At 64.0% G+C, this 14,664-nt stretch carries 15 protein-coding genes; 5 read left to right on the top strand and 10 right to left on the bottom strand.

Annotated elements, in window-relative coordinates:
• Window positions 1–56 precede the first annotated feature (56 nt).
• The 7 genes from Acy02nite_RS10950 to Acy02nite_RS10920 form a co-directional block, all read right to left on the bottom strand.
• Complete coding sequence (locus Acy02nite_RS10950; RefSeq protein WP_203739839.1) at window positions 57–416, bottom strand: hypothetical protein; 360 nt, start codon at window positions 414–416, stop codon at window positions 57–59.
• 20 nt (window positions 417–436) lie between these two features.
• Window positions 437–1,348 (bottom strand): hypothetical protein, encoded by a 912-nt coding sequence (locus Acy02nite_RS10945; protein WP_203739838.1) that lies wholly within the window; start codon window positions 1,346–1,348, stop codon window positions 437–439.
• Window positions 1,349–1,437: 89 nt separating this feature from the next.
• A complete protein-coding gene (locus Acy02nite_RS10940) occupies window positions 1,438–1,674 on the bottom strand; it encodes a hypothetical protein (RefSeq protein WP_203739837.1) in 237 nt (78 codons plus the stop codon).
• Window positions 1,675–1,847: 173 nt separating this feature from the next.
• Window positions 1,848–2,165, bottom strand: a complete 318-nt coding sequence (locus tag Acy02nite_RS10935; RefSeq protein ID WP_203739836.1) for a hypothetical protein — start codon at window positions 2,163–2,165, stop codon at window positions 1,848–1,850.
• 141 nt (window positions 2,166–2,306) lie between these two features.
• Window positions 2,307–2,840, bottom strand: coding sequence for a flavoprotein (locus tag Acy02nite_RS10930; protein ID WP_203739835.1), 534 nt, complete (start codon window positions 2,838–2,840; stop codon window positions 2,307–2,309).
• Between the two features lie 12 nt (window positions 2,841–2,852).
• The gene (locus tag Acy02nite_RS10925; RefSeq protein ID WP_203739834.1) at window positions 2,853–4,064 is read right to left on the bottom strand and encodes a helix-turn-helix domain-containing protein; all 1,212 of its coding nucleotides are present in this window, start codon (window positions 4,062–4,064) and stop codon (window positions 2,853–2,855) included.
• A gap of 70 nt (window positions 4,065–4,134) precedes the next feature.
• Window positions 4,135–4,689 (bottom strand): HD domain-containing protein, encoded by a 555-nt coding sequence (locus tag Acy02nite_RS10920; RefSeq protein WP_203739833.1) that lies wholly within the window; start codon window positions 4,687–4,689, stop codon window positions 4,135–4,137.
• Window positions 4,690–5,285: 596 nt separating this feature from the next.
• On the opposite strand from Acy02nite_RS10920, the gene Acy02nite_RS10915 reads away from it, so the two are divergent.
• Complete coding sequence (locus Acy02nite_RS10915) at window positions 5,286–6,122, top strand: hypothetical protein (protein ID WP_203739832.1); 837 nt, start codon at window positions 5,286–5,288, stop codon at window positions 6,120–6,122.
• Window positions 6,123–6,298: 176 nt separating this feature from the next.
• Here the strand turns inward: Acy02nite_RS10915 and Acy02nite_RS10910 are convergent, their stop codons facing one another.
• Window positions 6,299–7,243, bottom strand: a complete 945-nt coding sequence (locus Acy02nite_RS10910; protein WP_203739831.1) for a helix-turn-helix transcriptional regulator — start codon at window positions 7,241–7,243, stop codon at window positions 6,299–6,301.
• A gap of 805 nt (window positions 7,244–8,048) precedes the next feature.
• Between Acy02nite_RS10910 and Acy02nite_RS10905 the strand changes: the two genes are divergently transcribed.
• Together Acy02nite_RS10905 and Acy02nite_RS10900 are read left to right on the top strand one after the other, a co-directional pair.
• The gene (locus tag Acy02nite_RS10905; protein WP_203739830.1) at window positions 8,049–8,138 is read left to right on the top strand and encodes a type IV toxin-antitoxin system AbiEi family antitoxin; all 90 of its coding nucleotides are present in this window, start codon (window positions 8,049–8,051) and stop codon (window positions 8,136–8,138) included.
• Between the two features lie 154 nt (window positions 8,139–8,292).
• Window positions 8,293–10,308 (top strand): prolyl oligopeptidase family serine peptidase, encoded by a 2,016-nt coding sequence (locus Acy02nite_RS10900; RefSeq protein WP_203739829.1) that lies wholly within the window; start codon window positions 8,293–8,295, stop codon window positions 10,306–10,308.
• 24 nt (window positions 10,309–10,332) lie between these two features.
• On the opposite strand, the gene pntB is transcribed toward Acy02nite_RS10900, so the two are convergent.
• Window positions 10,333–11,751: a Re/Si-specific NAD(P)(+) transhydrogenase subunit beta gene (gene pntB, locus Acy02nite_RS10895; protein WP_203739828.1), complete on the bottom strand. Its 1,419-nt coding sequence runs from the start codon at window positions 11,749–11,751 to the stop codon at window positions 10,333–10,335.
• 5 nt (window positions 11,752–11,756) lie between these two features.
• Window positions 11,757–13,283 carry a Re/Si-specific NAD(P)(+) transhydrogenase subunit alpha gene (locus Acy02nite_RS10890; protein ID WP_203739827.1) on the bottom strand — a complete coding sequence of 509 codons (1,527 nt, stop codon included), beginning with the start codon at window positions 13,281–13,283 and terminating at the stop codon, window positions 11,757–11,759.
• Window positions 13,284–13,710: 427 nt separating this feature from the next.
• Between Acy02nite_RS10890 and Acy02nite_RS10885 the strand changes: the two genes are divergently transcribed.
• Both Acy02nite_RS10885 and Acy02nite_RS10880 read left to right on the top strand, forming a co-directional pair.
• Window positions 13,711–13,923: a type II toxin-antitoxin system HicB family antitoxin gene (locus Acy02nite_RS10885; RefSeq protein WP_203739826.1), complete on the top strand. Its 213-nt coding sequence runs from the start codon at window positions 13,711–13,713 to the stop codon at window positions 13,921–13,923.
• Window positions 13,924–13,927: 4 nt separating this feature from the next.
• The gene (locus tag Acy02nite_RS10880; protein ID WP_203739825.1) at window positions 13,928–14,152 is read left to right on the top strand and encodes a type II toxin-antitoxin system HicA family toxin; all 225 of its coding nucleotides are present in this window, start codon (window positions 13,928–13,930) and stop codon (window positions 14,150–14,152) included.
• The last annotated feature ends 512 nt before the right edge of the window (window positions 14,153–14,664 follow it).

Here is a 14,664-nt window from a genome sequence, read left to right as displayed (position 1 = left end):
CCTCCTGGGCGGTAGGTGTGGCCCAGCACGGTGATGGGCGTTCTGGGCCAGCAGGGCTATGCCGGTTGCGACACGATCAGCGGGTCGTAACCGTCGGCACGGCGCACGGGACGGCGTTGGGCTTCCTGCATGAACAGGGCCGCGTTGTGTGCGCAGGTCGAGGCGGCAGCCAGGACCTGATGCCGGTACGGGAAAAGACCCGCCTCATCGGTCGCGGCGGGCTGGAAGATGTCCTCGGTGTAGACCTCGCTGAGCTTGCAGGCCATGGCCGACAGGTTGACGGCCGTCTGCACCAGGTACGCGATGACGTCGCGGGCGGTGCGGGTCCGGGCGATGGCTTCGGCCTTCACGAAGACCTGCCGAGGGGTGTAGCAGTTCCTGACCATGTCGCGGTCGACGGCGTTGAGGTCGATCATCAGAATCGCTCCTTCAAGGTTTAGATCCACTCGTTGATGTCGTCGCCGTCGGTGGCGGCAGCAGTGGCCGGTTTCCGGCTGTTGGCAGCCGCTTTGGGCTTGTCCGGCGTGGTGGCCGGGATGTCGTCGACGTCGGGCAGGTCGAGGCCGGTGACGGTGGCCGGCTCTTTGTCATCCAGCGGGATGGCGGGGTCGATGACGTCGATCAGCGGGGAGTTCACCGAGGCGGTGAGGACTTCGCGACGCTTGATGTCGAAGCGCACGAAGGCGGCGTTGCCGCGTCCGGCCTGTTCGATCAGGACCGAGGAGGCGTGGCAGGCAACAGCGATCTTGTCGAGCTGCTGCGTTAGGTAGGTCAGGGAGAGACCGGGCCGCAGCAGGACCCAGACGCGTTCGCCGATCGGTGTCGGCCGGGCTCCGAGGATCAGCGGGAGGCTGCCGGAACGGTTGGTGATGATGAACTGGGAGAAGCACACCCGCAGGCGGTGCCGCACGGCGACACACCAGAACAGGGCGACGGTCCAGCGCCGTAGGACCGGCACACCGGCCGGGACGCCGACGATGACGGCGAGGATGGCTGCGGTGAGCAGCCCAGGGGTGCTGGCGGCCAGAACGGTCCAACCCCAGGCGGTGAGAACGGTGGCGAGGATTTCGGGGGTCCACCACCAGATGAGTCGCAGGACCGGCCAGCTACGCACCAGGGCCCAGATGATGCCACCGCAGACAGCGGCGACCGGGATCGCGACGAACGCGGCCAGCAGCGGGTGCATGTGGCTCTTGGCCACGACCAGGGTGACCAGGGCGGTCACGATGGCGGTGAGGATGAACGCGAAGCGGGCGTTCTCGGCAGCGGAGCGGTGTACGCGCTGCTCGATGACGGTGACAGTTCCGGAGCCTCGCCCAGAACGGCCGGGACGGGTAGATTTGGACACGACACGTCCTCCCTTGCGGGTTGGATGGGTTCAGGCGTGGGGCCGGAAGGTATGCGACCGAAACCGGCCCCGCGCTTTTTTACTGGTGATCAGCGCCCACGCGGAGCGCGAGTGTCAGCGCTGTTGCGCTGGGGGTTCGGCTTCGCGGTGTACCGCGAGAAGCCCAGAATGGCGACATTGCTGTAGCCCTGACGAGCAAGATCCGCCCGGATGGCGGCGACATCGTCGGCCGATGAGATCGGGCCATCGAAGGTGAAGTCGGCGGCTCCGATGCCAAACCCGTTGACGGGGGACTGGTGAGAGAACGAGATGTAGTAACGGAACATGACAATTCCTTTCGCAAAGAAGAATGAGGGTGTGGCCGCATAGTGCGGCCGGAGGCCGGAACGAATATCGCTCCGGCCATCCGATGAATGAGCAGGCATATGGCAGCAAAGGCTGCCCAGATGAGACATGCCACGGACACTGTGGCGGGAGTACGGATTAGGTTGCGAAGCGCCTACTTCGCCGAGGGTGCCTGGAGCGGCTTCAGCGACACCGCGCGGAACGCGACGCCGTTACGCCCGTTGGTCGCCCACGGAATGGCCTCCAACTGCTCGACAGCGACGAGCTGCCCCACGGAGACGTTCGGCTTTTCTCCCGCCGTCGTCACCGTGATGACCTCGCCACCGGTCTCGTCGAGCACGAAGACCTGGGTGGACCACATGAGCCGGCCAGTGTTCTTCTCGGAACGCTGGTTGCCGTTCTGGTCGTTCTTCGGCTCGGTCTGCTTCGAGACCGTCACCTGCTTACCGGTCGTGTCCACGTACAGCTTCACGAGGAAACCTCCTTGTCTTGAGCGCGTCCCCTGCGGACGAGTGCTCTGCAAGAAGCTTCCCCTCACATGCATCGATCTCCTGGCAATAAAAAACGACCCGCACTTTTGTGCGGGTCGCCTCATTGAAGTGGGACTAGATGACTAGTTACGCGCGTGCATCAGTGCATTTGGCAGCCAAGAAGGATCAAACCTAGATACTACGGCTTTGCCACTGCCAGACTCCACGGGGTCAGTGCCAGGTTTGCCAGTCTGAATGTCAAGTAGCCTTACTCCGGCCTGAGTCAGGGCTGCGAGAGTTGACTCCCACTTGAAGTGACCCCATAGCTTATTGTTGACCATTGGTGCCATGACCACAGGAAGTCCTTGGCCAATCGACTCGCATGCAAGACTCACTGCGTAATTGTCTGCTATGCCAGCAGCAATCTTATTCGCAGTGTTGAAGGTGGCCGGGCAGATGATCAACGCATCAATATCCGTGCGAACTCGCTGCTGAGCGGGTGCCCGGAAATCGAAGCGGATGTCGAGAGCGGACTGCATGGCGGGGTCGACCCAGTCTATTGCCATAGGCGTACCAACAACCTGGGTGTGCCAACCCGCCTCCACAAGTGCATGTGCCATGTCACCTACGCGACGGGCGAGCGGAGCGCCGCAGACGATGAGAGCTACTACCGGCATAGATCCAGTCTGTCAGTCAAGGACACCGGCACGTACCGCTAGGTTGTGCAGAGCAGTGAACTTCGTTCGCTTCGAACGAGTCAGCATCTCGCGGACCATCTCGCGGACGACAACGTTATAGCGGATCGCGTTAGGCGCGACTCGCTCTGCCTCCAAGAGGTGCAAGATCGCCTCTGAGTCTCGCTTGCGCTGCGCTTGAGCCCACGCGAGGTCGAGGTACACCTGGGCGCGTCGGCTGTTGAGTCCGGCCGGCAGAGCATCTGGATCAACTGCGGTCGCTACTTCAAGAGCCTCTCTGGCGTCACCCAACTCGGCAGCGACGCTTACGCGGTGAATCGCCACATTCGTGGGACCGAATGCTGTCCAGGCGAAATTGGCGTCATGACCGAGCATCTCGGCCAGGTGCTCGGCTTGATCCAGACGACCGTATGCCTCCACCCGATCTGTTCGCCGCCCAGCGATCACGGCACTGATCAGCCACAGCGAGCCCGCCACGGACACTAGGCTTGGAGCATCCGACCGGGCTTGAGACGAGAGACGCGACGCCATCTTGAGGGCGAGATTCTCCGCGTCTTCCGGACGGTCAGCCCTCAGAAGCGCACAGACAACCTGATAAGCAGCCATGCCCTGAGCTTCCAGGGAACCCGCTTCAAGAGCTGCATTCGCACAGCGATCGGCGGCTAGTTGAGCCAAGTCGGCAGCGCCCATCTTCGTGAGTAACTTAGCAGCCATAACGTAAGTGGATACGTAGCTAAGAAGCATCTCCCGACGATCGTCTACATCCTCGACGCGGTGAAGCGAGTCGGCGGCAAGAAGAATTTCGGGAAGGTCAGTCACAACACCTTCATATTCTGCCGCTTGGTACCGTTGATGTGCATTAGCTGCAATAGAACGTAGGCTCGCTGAGGTAATGGTGGTGGCGATATCTTCACCGAGCAGGTGATCGTATCGAGCGAAGTAACGACGAACATCGTCGAGGTCTGCTGGTGTAGTGCCGCCATTCGGCGCGTACTGCCACGGCCTGCCCGTGAGCGATTCAACGTCAACATGGAGTACCTTGGCCATGTCGAGCAGGATTGACATGCGGTCGACCGATCGGACGCCGCGCTCAACCTGCGAAAGCCAAGACTCTGACCGGCCGATAAGGCCAGCGAGGGTCGTCTGACTCAGACCCCTACGCCGACGGTATGCAGCTATCCGTTCGCCAATCGATCCCGATACCATGCTTCAATGATCCCACAGCTATCGCAGCGGAAAAAGCCCTTAGAGATGTCCGATTGTCCTCAATGGCTGATCAAGAGCGCTCTGAGCTGCTCCGCAACCTCTTCGATGTCCGGAAGATAGCTGCTCGTAGATCAGGCGCAGCTTCCGCAATGAAGGACGTCACTAGATGGTGTTGGCCGTAGCGCTGTTTGATCTCTGCCACTCGGTCGTCGAAGGTCGTGGGCTCACCGTCGGGCGTGGTGGTGAGGTCGCAGAACCAGAGGGCATCTCGGATCGGTGAAGATTCGTCAAGAAACTCACTTAACTCGTCCTCCAGTCCTCGCAACCGGGCTTCGCGGATGGCGCAAGAATGATGCGCGACCAGATGAACCAAGCGCTCGGGTGCATCAATCGACCGAAGAAAGAGAGCGCCGTCGAGAGGATGAAAGCCTGTACGGGCGAGATCAGGCGCGTAACCGATGTCATGGAGTACCGCAGCCGCTTCTAACAAAGGAGCGTCATCGCCTACAGCCGCAGCCACGGTGCGAGCCTTCGCGGCGACACCTTGCACATGAGACCAGCGACGCGGCAGCACTGGCGCGAGCGTCCGTTCGGAAGTTTGGTAGGCCCAGGAGACCAGCGACATGCATTGACGGTAACTGCTACGGGGCAAGTGCCATAGGGGGCGCGGAGTGGCCGGTCGACTGCCGGATCTTGTTCAAACTTTCTGTACGTCTTCAAGGCGGCCCGAAACGGGCCGCTCACGCCGCCGCCTGGGCGCGTGCTGGTCGCTTAGCTGGCGCACGCGACCGCCACGCAGGCAGCCCGTCGGCTGGCGTGTAAGAGCGGGATCGGGCCGCGTCGACGACAGGCCAGCTGGTGGGGGTTGGGCTGGTGGGTTTGGGCCGGCAGCCGACCCGGTGCGGCTAGGGCGGCGCGGCCGAGCTGCCGCGCCGGGCCGCAGCGCGAATCACGGCCGTCGGTGCCTGGGGTGGCGGCGCGCAGTGTGTCCGGGCCGCCCTCACGATCAAGGGCGCTTCGCGTCGCAAGCGACGGCCGCAAGCGGCCGCCCTTGAGTCGTGAGCCTCTGCGGCCCTAGCGAACAGAGGTTAAGGGCAGGCCAGTGGCCTGCCCGCATCGTGGCGCGTGCCGCCACCCCTGTCCCCGACTTGTGCGACCTCACCGACCCGGCGTCAAGGCCGTCTTGACGCCGCGGGCCGCTCCCGCGCGGTGGGCGGGTCGATGGTGACGGTAGGTTCGCAGCTTTCAAGCCTGGAGCGACGTATCTTGATGCCGAGGACGACGGATGGAGACGCAGGCATGGTGGCCGCTTCTAACTGGGTTTCGGACAACACTAGCTTCCTCGTTGGAACGGTGTTAGGCATCGCAGGCATTGTGACGGGTGCCTATTTTTACATCCGTAGCAAACAGACAAAGACTTTAGACTGGCGGGTCGTAAGCAATAATGCTATTGCTGCGGCGCAGGCTGCCCGTTCGGTAAATATGCAAATGATTTGGAAGGGTAAACATCTCAGCCACCCAAGGCTAATCGTCGTTAAAATCGCCAACACGGGGACTGAGGCAATATCCTGGCAGGATCTTTACGAACCTATCCAGATAAGCGTCGAAGGTGGGAATATCCTCGATGCGACGATAGTCGACCGGCCTACTGAAGCCAATTTTCTGACAGATGAAGCGAAGTTAACAGACGACTCTATTGCCTTTAGTCCGAGACTGCTGAATTCGGGCGAAGCTTTCACCGTCCAACTGCTTCTTGACGCCGAAAAAGTGTCTGTTGAAGTCCGGTCGCGTATCGCGGGGCTCTCTCGTCCAGTAGGGGACTTAGAAGGCATGAGGAATGCCCGGCAGAAGAAGGCGCAGAGATGGGCGGTCAGATTTGGAATCGTTCTTAGTGTCACGCTCGTCACTCTAGGCATCTCCGCCCGGCTTTTCGGATTTGCCGACAAAATTACGCCTTTAATCGGCCTACTCGCCCTGATGCTCGGGGTGTGTGCAGGCGTGCTCACTAGTGCTACGGCTAGCAAAGCAAGTCGGGGCCGCGGCGTCGAGCTGATTTGAGTGGGTGACTAACTGGGTGACAACGCTAGTGATCCCTGCCAGACGTCCGCGGACGATCGTGGACGGAGGTGCGCAGGTCAAAGGATTGTTGACCAAGCTGATCCAAGATCATAAATTGCCTGGGGGTCAAGGGGTTGCGATCTCGTCCCAGCCGGGCGGTCAAGGGGTAGCTGTGGCTACTGGCGTTGGCCTAATTCAAAACGTTCGTAACCCGTGTCCACGATGTAGATTTTGGATACTAATGTGGTTAAGAAGATAACTGCCTCACGAGCACCTTCAAGGCTGGAATTTCCTCCCACATTGTGAAGGGCCGAGTTAGCTACATTCACTACGCGATCACCCCATGACTTGAGCTTCGCGTCTATTTTATGAGATTCAAACAATGCGCCTAACGCTTGACTTGCCCTGAGGTCATGATGACCTAGGTCCGTGCTTATGGCTTCAATAACCGACCTCGTTAGAGCAAGAGTTGCTGTGGGTGAAGAGTGGGCTAGCCTTGCAGCCTCTCCCATCGCAGCAAGAATGCTATGTGGAACGTCGGCCGTAAGAAGGCCGAAAATTATGCCCTCAGTGTAAGGATCAAGGTACTCGCGTGCCTGCTTAGAGCTATTGCTCACTTCGGGTACAGCATCGAGCGGTGCAGACTCTAGCCGGTAGAGCCGACGGAACTTCTCAACGTCGCCACTCAAATAGGTGACGACCCTTTCTACCATTTCCCATCTTGGCACGCTCTTACCGTTTTCCGCGTCGCTTAATGAAGCAGCGCCGTATTCCACTTCACTAGCAACCGCACGCAGGCTGAGACCCACGTCCAGTCGTAATGCACGGAGTTCCTCGCCTAAGGTAAGTCTCGGTTCGGCGGTTTCGTTGAGATAAATCCTTGAGATCTCTGACCAATCGCCACCAAGCGCCTCCACGATTAGTTGAGCAAGGCGCGGACTGGGACGCTGATGGCCATTTTCAACCTTAGACAGAAAACTTTTTGAGTAGTGAATCCGCTTAGAAAGTTCAGCAAGACTAATTCCGGCGCGCCGGCGAAGCTCTCGGAGCGCTTGCCCAAGAGTCAAGGTTGCGGAAGGCGTACTGGCGAGACCGCCACGCTCGTCACGGTTGCCACTCATCGAGGGCCCCTGATTCGTCCTTGTGACCATGGCGTTCGGTATGTACGGTAGCCACCGAACAAGCCGAACGGCTCCGAACGCCGCCCAGAGGGCGGGGCGTTCGGCGGCAAGTAGATCCGATGAGAGGTCTTCGCCATGTTGATCGATGCTCGCTGGCTCGTCCTGGGAGTTGTATTCGGAGTCGTGCTTCTGTGTGTACGCAGGCGGAAGGAGTGGGCAGAGCCTGTCCTCGTGGCCATCGCCGTGACGACAGTGCTCATCACGCTCCTATTTTTCGTACCGAAACCGCCTCTTGTGTTCGGTGGCATGCGGCCGAACACCGAACAAGCATCGAGTCTACGGGATCCACACGGACGCGGTCTGGAGATCAGGCGCGTGCCAGATCCGTGCCAGGACGGCCGGTCATCGACGGGAAGTGGCGGGGAATTACGGTAAGCCAAGTCGAGTCTGGCGAGGTCAGCGGCTTGCAGCTCAGCCAAGATCACCGAGGACCCCCCTGGCAGTGTGGGGGTCAGGGGTTCGAGTCCCCTCAGCTCCACCCTTTGAACAACGCCCGGACTTCGGTCCGGGCGTTTTTGTTTTCCCGCCCTTGAGCAGCGGGCGGCTCTGTTCAGTTTTTACTCGCGTTCAGAGAACCTGAACGACGTTGGAAACCGAACACGGGTCGGCGCGGACGCTGCGGAGCGTCTCCCAGGATTCGCCGAAGAGCGCCTGCGCGAACCTGGCATCACCGTCGAGGAGTCATCGGCCGTCGTAGCGCTGAAAGGTCTGAACCTAGCTACGCCCCGACGAGGAGGATCCGGTCGTGCAGGCCCAGAACGCCCCTTGGCCGATGGTCTACGCCGATCTCCTGGCCACCGGTGATGCCCGCCTCGCCGAGGTGGCCCGGACGTGAGGCCGACACCGCGACGCCGACACCGTCGACCTCATCAACGCCATGAAGCTCACCTGATCGCGGCCACGAGGTAGCCCGCTCCGATGGCCTCGGCCGGTGCGGATGACTCGGCGGGATGCGATTGTGGAGTCACTGACCGAGGCTGGGGGTGGCCGTGGCGGACGACGACCGTTATCTCTGGCTGGAGGAGCTCGACTCGCCCGAGGCGGGGCGATGGGTCGCCGAGCGGAATGCGGAGACGCTGGCGGCGCTCGGGGCCGGCGCGGAGTTCGCGCAGTTGAAGGACGCGATCCTGGAGACGTTCGACAGCAAGGAGCGCATCCCGTATCCGGGCTGGCGCGGTGACGGTCTCTACTACGACTTCTGGCGGGACGCCGATCATCCGCGCGGCCTGTGGCGGCGGACCACTCCCGAGCAGTTCCGGCGGCACGAGCCGGAGTGGGAGGTGCTGCTCGACGTCGACGCGCTGAACGCGGCCGAGGGCACGAACTGGACCTGGAACGACGTGACGGTCCTGCGGCCGGGTTACGACCGGTGCCTGATCAGCCTGTCCCGGGGTGGCGCCGACGCGGTGGTGGTCCGCGAGTTCGACCTGACGACCCGGACCTTCCTCGAAGCCGGCGGGTTCACGCTGCCCGAGGCGAAGACGAACGTCGGCTGGATCGACGTGGACCACATCTACGTGGCAACGGATTTCGGCCCGGGCTCGGTCACGTCGTCGGGCTATCCGCGGATCGTCAAGCGGTGGCGCCGCGGCACGCCGCTCGCCGAGGCCGACGTGGTCTTCGAGGGCCGGGCCGCCGACGTCGAGGTCTGGGCCGGTCATGATCCGACGCCCGGGTTCGTGCGTGACCACGTCCTGAGGCTGGTCGACTTCTACCGGCGTGACGTGTTCCTGCGCTCGCCGGGCGGGGACCTCGTGCGGCTCGCCGTTCCGGAGGACGCCGGCTGTGACTGGCACCGCGAGTGGCTGCTGCTCCGCCTGCGCTCGGCGTGGACGGTCGACGGGACGACCTATCCGCCCGGGGCACTGCTGGTGACCGATTTCGACGATTTCCTTTCCGGCGTACGGCGGTTGACCGTCCTCTTCGAGCCAGGCCCGCGCACGTCGCTGCGCTCCTGGGCGTGGACGCGTAACCACCTGCTCCTGGTCACGATGACCGACGTACGCACCCGGGCGTTCGTCCTGTACCCCGGCGAGGACGGCTGGCGCCGCGAGCCGCTGGACGGTGAATCCGGGACCGATGACCTGGAGATCGTTCAGACCGACCCGGACCGCGACGACTCGTACCTGATCTCGTCCGAGGGCTTTCTCCGGCCGGACACTCTCAGCCTCGGCGCCGTCGGTGGCCGCACCGAGGTCCTCAAACGGGAGCCCGCGTTCTTCGACGCGTCCGGCATGTCCGTGCGACAGTTCTTCGCCGTTTCCGCCGACGGGACGCGCGTGCCGTACTTCGTCGTCGGCAGTCAGGAGAACGCGCCGGCGATCCTGCACGGGTACGGCGGTTTCGAGGTCTCCATGACGCCCGGTTACAGCGGCGCGTGGGGGCGCGGCTGGTTCGCCCGCGGCGGCACCTACGTGGTCGCGAACATCCGCGGTGGCGGCGAATACGGCCCGGATTGGCACAAGGCGGCGCTCCGGGAGAAGAGAATTCGCGCGTACGAGGATTTCGCCGCGGTCGCCGTCGATCTCGTCGCCCGGGGAATCACGACGCCGGAGCGCCTCGGCATCACCGGCGCCAGCAACGGCGGGCTGCTCATGGGTGTCATGCTGACGCGGTTCCCGCAGCTGTTCGGGGCGGTCGTGGCGTCCGTCCCGCTGCTCGACATGCGCCGGTACACGAAACTGCTGGCCGGGATGTCGTGGGCCGCCGAATACGGTGATCCCGACGTGGCGGCCGACTGGGAGTTCCTGCGGGGCTACTCGCCGTATCACAATGTCGCGCCGGACCGTCCGTACCCACCAATTCTCTTTCTGACCTCGACCCGCGACGACCGGGTGCATCCGGGGCATGCCCGCAAAATGGCGGCGCTGCTGCGCGAGCTCGGTCACGAGGTGGCGTATTACGAGAATGTCGAGGGTGGGCACGGCGGCGCGGCCGACAATGGTCAGGCCGCCACCATCCAGGCCCTGAGCCTGGAGTTCTTCCGGCGCAAGCTCAGGGCCTGACAGCAGGTTCTTGGAACGAACCGGTCAGAACGAACGCAGGATGTCGTTCACGCGCTCCTTCGCGTCGCCGAAGAGCATGGCGCTGTTCTCGCGGAAGAACAGCGGGTTCTGCACCCCGGCGTAGCCCGACGCCATCGAGCGCTTGAAGATGATCACTTCGGCGGCCTCCCACACCTTCAGCACCGGCATGCCGGCGATCGGGCTCGACGGGTCGTCGGTCGCGGCCGGGTTGACAGTGTCGTTGGCGCCGATCACCAGGACCACCGACGTACGCGCGAAGTCGTCGTTGATCTCGTCCATCTCCAGCACCACGTCGTAGGGCACCTTCGCCTCGGCGAGCAGCACGTTCATGTGCCCGGGCAGCCGGCCGGCGACCGGGTGGATGCCGAACTTCACGTCGACGCCCTTGTCGCGCAGCTTGCGGGTCAGCTCGGCGACGCCGTACTGCGCCTGGGCGACCGCCATCCCGTACCCCGGAGTGATGATCACCGACTGGGCGGTGGAGAGCAGTTTGGCGACGGCGTCCGCCTGGATCTCCCGGTGCTCGCCGTAGTCGGTGTCGTCGGACGGCCCCGCCTCGATCCCGAACCCGCCGGCGATCACCGACAGGAAGGAGCGGTTCATCGCCTTGCACATGATGTACGACAGGTAGGCGCCGGACGATCCGACCAGCGCCCCGGTCACGATCAGCAGGTCGTTGGAGAGCAGGAAGCCGGAGGCCGCCGCCGCCCACCCGGAGTAGCTGTTGAGCATCGACACCACGACCGGCATGTCCCCGCCACCGATCGAGGCGACCAGGTGCCAGCCGAGCGCCAGCGCGACCACCGTGACCGCGATCAGCAACCACAGGTGCGGGTCGATCACGAACCAGACCGTGAGCAGCACGAACACGGCCAGGGCGCCCAGATTGAGCAAGTTCTTGCCGGGCAGCACGAGCGGCCGCGAGTTGATCCGCGCGGACAGTTTCAGGAACGCCACGACGGAGCCGGTGAACGTCACCGCGCCGATGAAGACGCCGATGAACACCTCGGCGCTGTGGATGCCGAGCAGGTCCTGACTCGCGAGCGCGGCCGCCTCGGCACCGCCGGGGTCCGCCTCGACGTGCAGGTATCCGTTCCAGCCGACGAGGACCGCGGCGAGGCCGACGAAGCTGTGCAGCAGCGCGATCAGCTCCGGCATGCCGGTCATCTCGACCTTGCCGGCCCGGTACAGCCCGATCGCGGCGCCGACCGCCGTGGCGACCAGGAGCAGGGCCAGGCCCGTACCGCTCAGATCGCCGTCGATGGCCAGGGCGACCGTCGCGATCAGCGCGAGCGCCATGCCACCGATGCCGAAGGTGTTGCCGAGCCGCGCGCTCTCGTGCCGGGACAGGCCGGCCAGGGCCAGGATGAACAGCAGGGCGGCGACGAGATACGCCGCCTGGGAGGCCTTTTCGATGGTCATCGGCGTCAGCTCCTGGTGAACATGGCGAGCATGCGGCGGGTCACCGCGAAGCCACCGAAGACGTTGATGCTGGCCAGCAGGATGGCGGCGAACGACAGCGCGGTGACGGCGGTGCCGCCGTGCCCGAGCTGCAGGAGCGCGCCGACCACGATGATCCCGGAGATCGCGTTCGTCACCGACATGAGCGGCGTGTGCAGGGCGTGGTGCACGTGCCCGATCACGTAGTAGCCGATGACGATGGCCAGCGCGAACACCGTCAGATGTCCACGCAGCGCGACCGGGGCGAGGGCGGTGAGCACGAACAGCAGCGCCGCGCCCACACCGACGAGAGGAAGGGTCCGGTTCTTCGGCTCTTCCGCGGCTTTCCTGACCGCCTGCGCTTCTTCCGCCGGTGCCTTCTCCACCGGCGCCGCGGACACCGCGACCGGCGGCGGGGGCCAGGTCAATTGCCCTTCCCGTACGACCGTGATCGAGCGCTGCACCACGTCGTCGAAGTCGAGCACCAGCCGGCCGTCACGCTCGGGGGTCATCAGCTTCATCAGGTTGACCAGGTTGGTGCCGTACAGCTGGGAGGCCTGCGCGGGCAGCCGCCCGGCCAGATCCGTGTACCCGATGATCGTCACGCCGTTCGCCGTGGTGATCGCCTCGCCGGCGACGGTTCCCTCGACGTTCCCGCCGTTCGCGGCCGCCATGTCGACGATCACGCTGCCCGGCTTCATGCTGGCGACCATGCGCTCGGTGATCAGCCGCGGTGCCGGGCGTCCCGGGATCAGCGCGGTCGTGATGATGATGTCGACCTCGGCGCACTGCTCGGCGTAGAGCCGCGCCGCCCGCTCGTTGTAGTCGTCGGACATCTCCTTGGCGTAACCGGTCGACGAGACCTCGACATCGGCCGCCCGCACCGCCAGGTACTCCCCGCCGAGCGACTTGACCTGGTCGGCCACCTCCGGCCGCGGATCGGTGGCCAGCACGATCGCGCCCAGGCTGCCGGCCGCGCCGATCGCCGCGAGCCCCGCCACGCCGACGCCCGCCACCAGCACCTTCGCCGGGGGCACCTTGCCGGCCGCGGTCACCTGCCCGGTGAAGAACCGCCCGAACGCGTGCGCCGCCTCGATCACCGCGCGGTACCCGGCGATGTTCGCCATCGACGACAGCACGTCCAGCGACTGCGCCCGCGAGATCCGCGGAACAGCGTCCATCGACAGCACGGTGATCGGCCGCCGCGCGAACTCCGCCACCAGCTCCTCGTCGAGGCGCGGGTTGAAGACGCCGACGAGCGTCGCCCCCGCCGCGAGCCGGTCCAGCCGGGCCGGCTCGGGCGCGTTGATCGCAAAGACCACGTCCGCGCCGTACGGCTCACCGATCGTGGCCCCGGCCTCGGCGAACGCCTCGTCCGAGAACGACGCCTGCCGGCCCGCGCCCGGCTCGACCACCACCTCATATCCCAGCTTGAGCAACTGCCCGACGGTCGCGGGCGTCGCCGCCACGCGCCTCTCCCCCGGGCTGGACTCCCCAAGAACACCAATGATCATCAATCGACTCCCATGTAGTTCTAGCGACGTTGCCGGACCTACGGCGGAACGTGAAGGTGGGTGTCTTCACGGATGCCGACCATGAACGCGTTCAGGGCGTGAGCTTGTTACTCGCCGGTAGCCTAACGCCCTCCCATGACCGCTGTCACACTACAACTCATCACATCACTCTCAGTAACCCCAAACCCAATCGTGCACCCCAACGCCATCAACAATTGGGCGACATCGATGCGCACTGTTGTTCCGTCTGCGCATCGTTTCCGCACCCAACGCCTGGCAAGAACGCCCGGCAAGCCCGTGACGGAGTCATGGTCGCCCACTTGGACGAGCTGAGAACCCGCGGCGACTGCGGGACACGCTCGGAACGCTGGACGCCGTCGGCAGCCGCCTAGAATGAAGACCTGAGCGCACCCTGCGGGAGACCTTGATGACCCGAACGCTGACCGCCGCTGTTCACCAAGAAGAAGACTGGTTCGTTGCTCGCTGCCTGGAACTTGATGTGGCCAGCCAAGGCCAGTCACTGGACGAGGCGCTGGCAAATCTCCGTGAAGCGGTAGAGCTGTACCTGGAGCAGGTTGCTCAGCCCCAAATCGAGGCGACACCGTTCGTAACCGCGTTCCAGATCGCCTCGGCGGCATGAGTCCATGAGTCCGGCTCTGGCCGACCTCCCTCTCCGCAAGGTGCTGGACGCCCTCGACAGGGCAGGTTTCGCCCATGCTCGCACCAAGGGCAGCCACGCCGTCTATCGACATCCGAACGGCCGGGTCGTAGTCGTCCCCCTGCACCCGACAGTCAAGCGCGGAACTCTCGCGTCGATCCTCCGACAGGCCGGCCTCACCACAGCCGAATTCCAGCAGCTGTTGCGATAGCGGCTCGAAGGCCCAGCGGAGGCGCCGATCTCAAAGCCGAGGCGGGACAGCTCCGAAGCGCCTTGCCCGACTGAGGCCCGACGACCATTGGTCATCGCGCGCGATCAACTCCCCCGCGGATCAGTGGAAAACCTTGCCTTGACCGCTTGACGAAGCCATAGGGACACCCCTCCGGCGCCGGCGCGAGATGGTCGACTGCACATGGCCAGCGGCGAACGCCTGCTCGAACGTCCCCACCACCGCGTCGAACCCGCGAGCCGGTTCCGCGGCCGCTGCAACAACTTCGCCGCCTCAGGCCGCGGCAACCATGACGTACCGGCATCGAGATTCGACGACGGACGGTGCAGCTGAACAAGGCGCCGGCTCGGGGATCATCGGCGACGCGTGCGCACTGTCCGCAACGGATTACGACAGAAGCCCCGGTGAGCACACATAGATCGTGCTGACTTGAAAGGCGCGGCTGATCTGTCCGGTTTCCCCCGCGACGTGATCTCGAATTGGTAAAGATCCAA

The sequence above is a fragment of the Actinoplanes cyaneus genome (assembly GCF_016862095.1).
In the GTDB taxonomy this organism is placed as follows: domain Bacteria; phylum Actinomycetota; class Actinomycetes; order Mycobacteriales; family Micromonosporaceae; genus Actinoplanes; species Actinoplanes cyaneus.
Note: the sequence above shows the minus strand (reverse complement) of the source record. Positions and strands in the feature narration are given on the sequence as shown.

Coding starts and splice junctions, on each gene's coding strand:
- Acy02nite_RS10950 (WP_203739839.1), bottom strand. CDS start 416: ATGATCGACCTCAACGCCGTCGACCGCGACATGGTCAGGAACTGCTAC.
- Acy02nite_RS10940 (WP_203739837.1), bottom strand. CDS start 1,674: ATGTTCCGTTACTACATCTCGTTCTCTCACCAGTCCCCCGTCAACGGG.
- Acy02nite_RS10930 (WP_203739835.1), bottom strand. CDS start 2,840: ATGCCGGTAGTAGCTCTCATCGTCTGCGGCGCTCCGCTCGCCCGTCGC.
- Acy02nite_RS10925 (WP_203739834.1), bottom strand. CDS start 4,064: ATGGTATCGGGATCGATTGGCGAACGGATAGCTGCATACCGTCGGCGT.
- Acy02nite_RS10920 (WP_203739833.1), bottom strand. CDS start 4,689: ATGTCGCTGGTCTCCTGGGCCTACCAAACTTCCGAACGGACGCTCGCG.
- Acy02nite_RS10915 (WP_203739832.1), top strand. CDS start 5,286: ATGGTGACGGTAGGTTCGCAGCTTTCAAGCCTGGAGCGACGTATCTTG.
- Acy02nite_RS10910 (WP_203739831.1), bottom strand. CDS start 7,243: ATGAGTGGCAACCGTGACGAGCGTGGCGGTCTCGCCAGTACGCCTTCC.
- pntB (WP_203739828.1), bottom strand. CDS start 11,751: ATGACCATCGAAAAGGCCTCCCAGGCGGCGTATCTCGTCGCCGCCCTG.
- Acy02nite_RS10890 (WP_203739827.1), bottom strand. CDS start 13,283: ATGATCATTGGTGTTCTTGGGGAGTCCAGCCCGGGGGAGAGGCGCGTG.
- Acy02nite_RS10885 (WP_203739826.1), top strand. CDS start 13,711: ATGACCCGAACGCTGACCGCCGCTGTTCACCAAGAAGAAGACTGGTTC.
- Acy02nite_RS10880 (WP_203739825.1), top strand. CDS start 13,928: ATGAGTCCGGCTCTGGCCGACCTCCCTCTCCGCAAGGTGCTGGACGCC.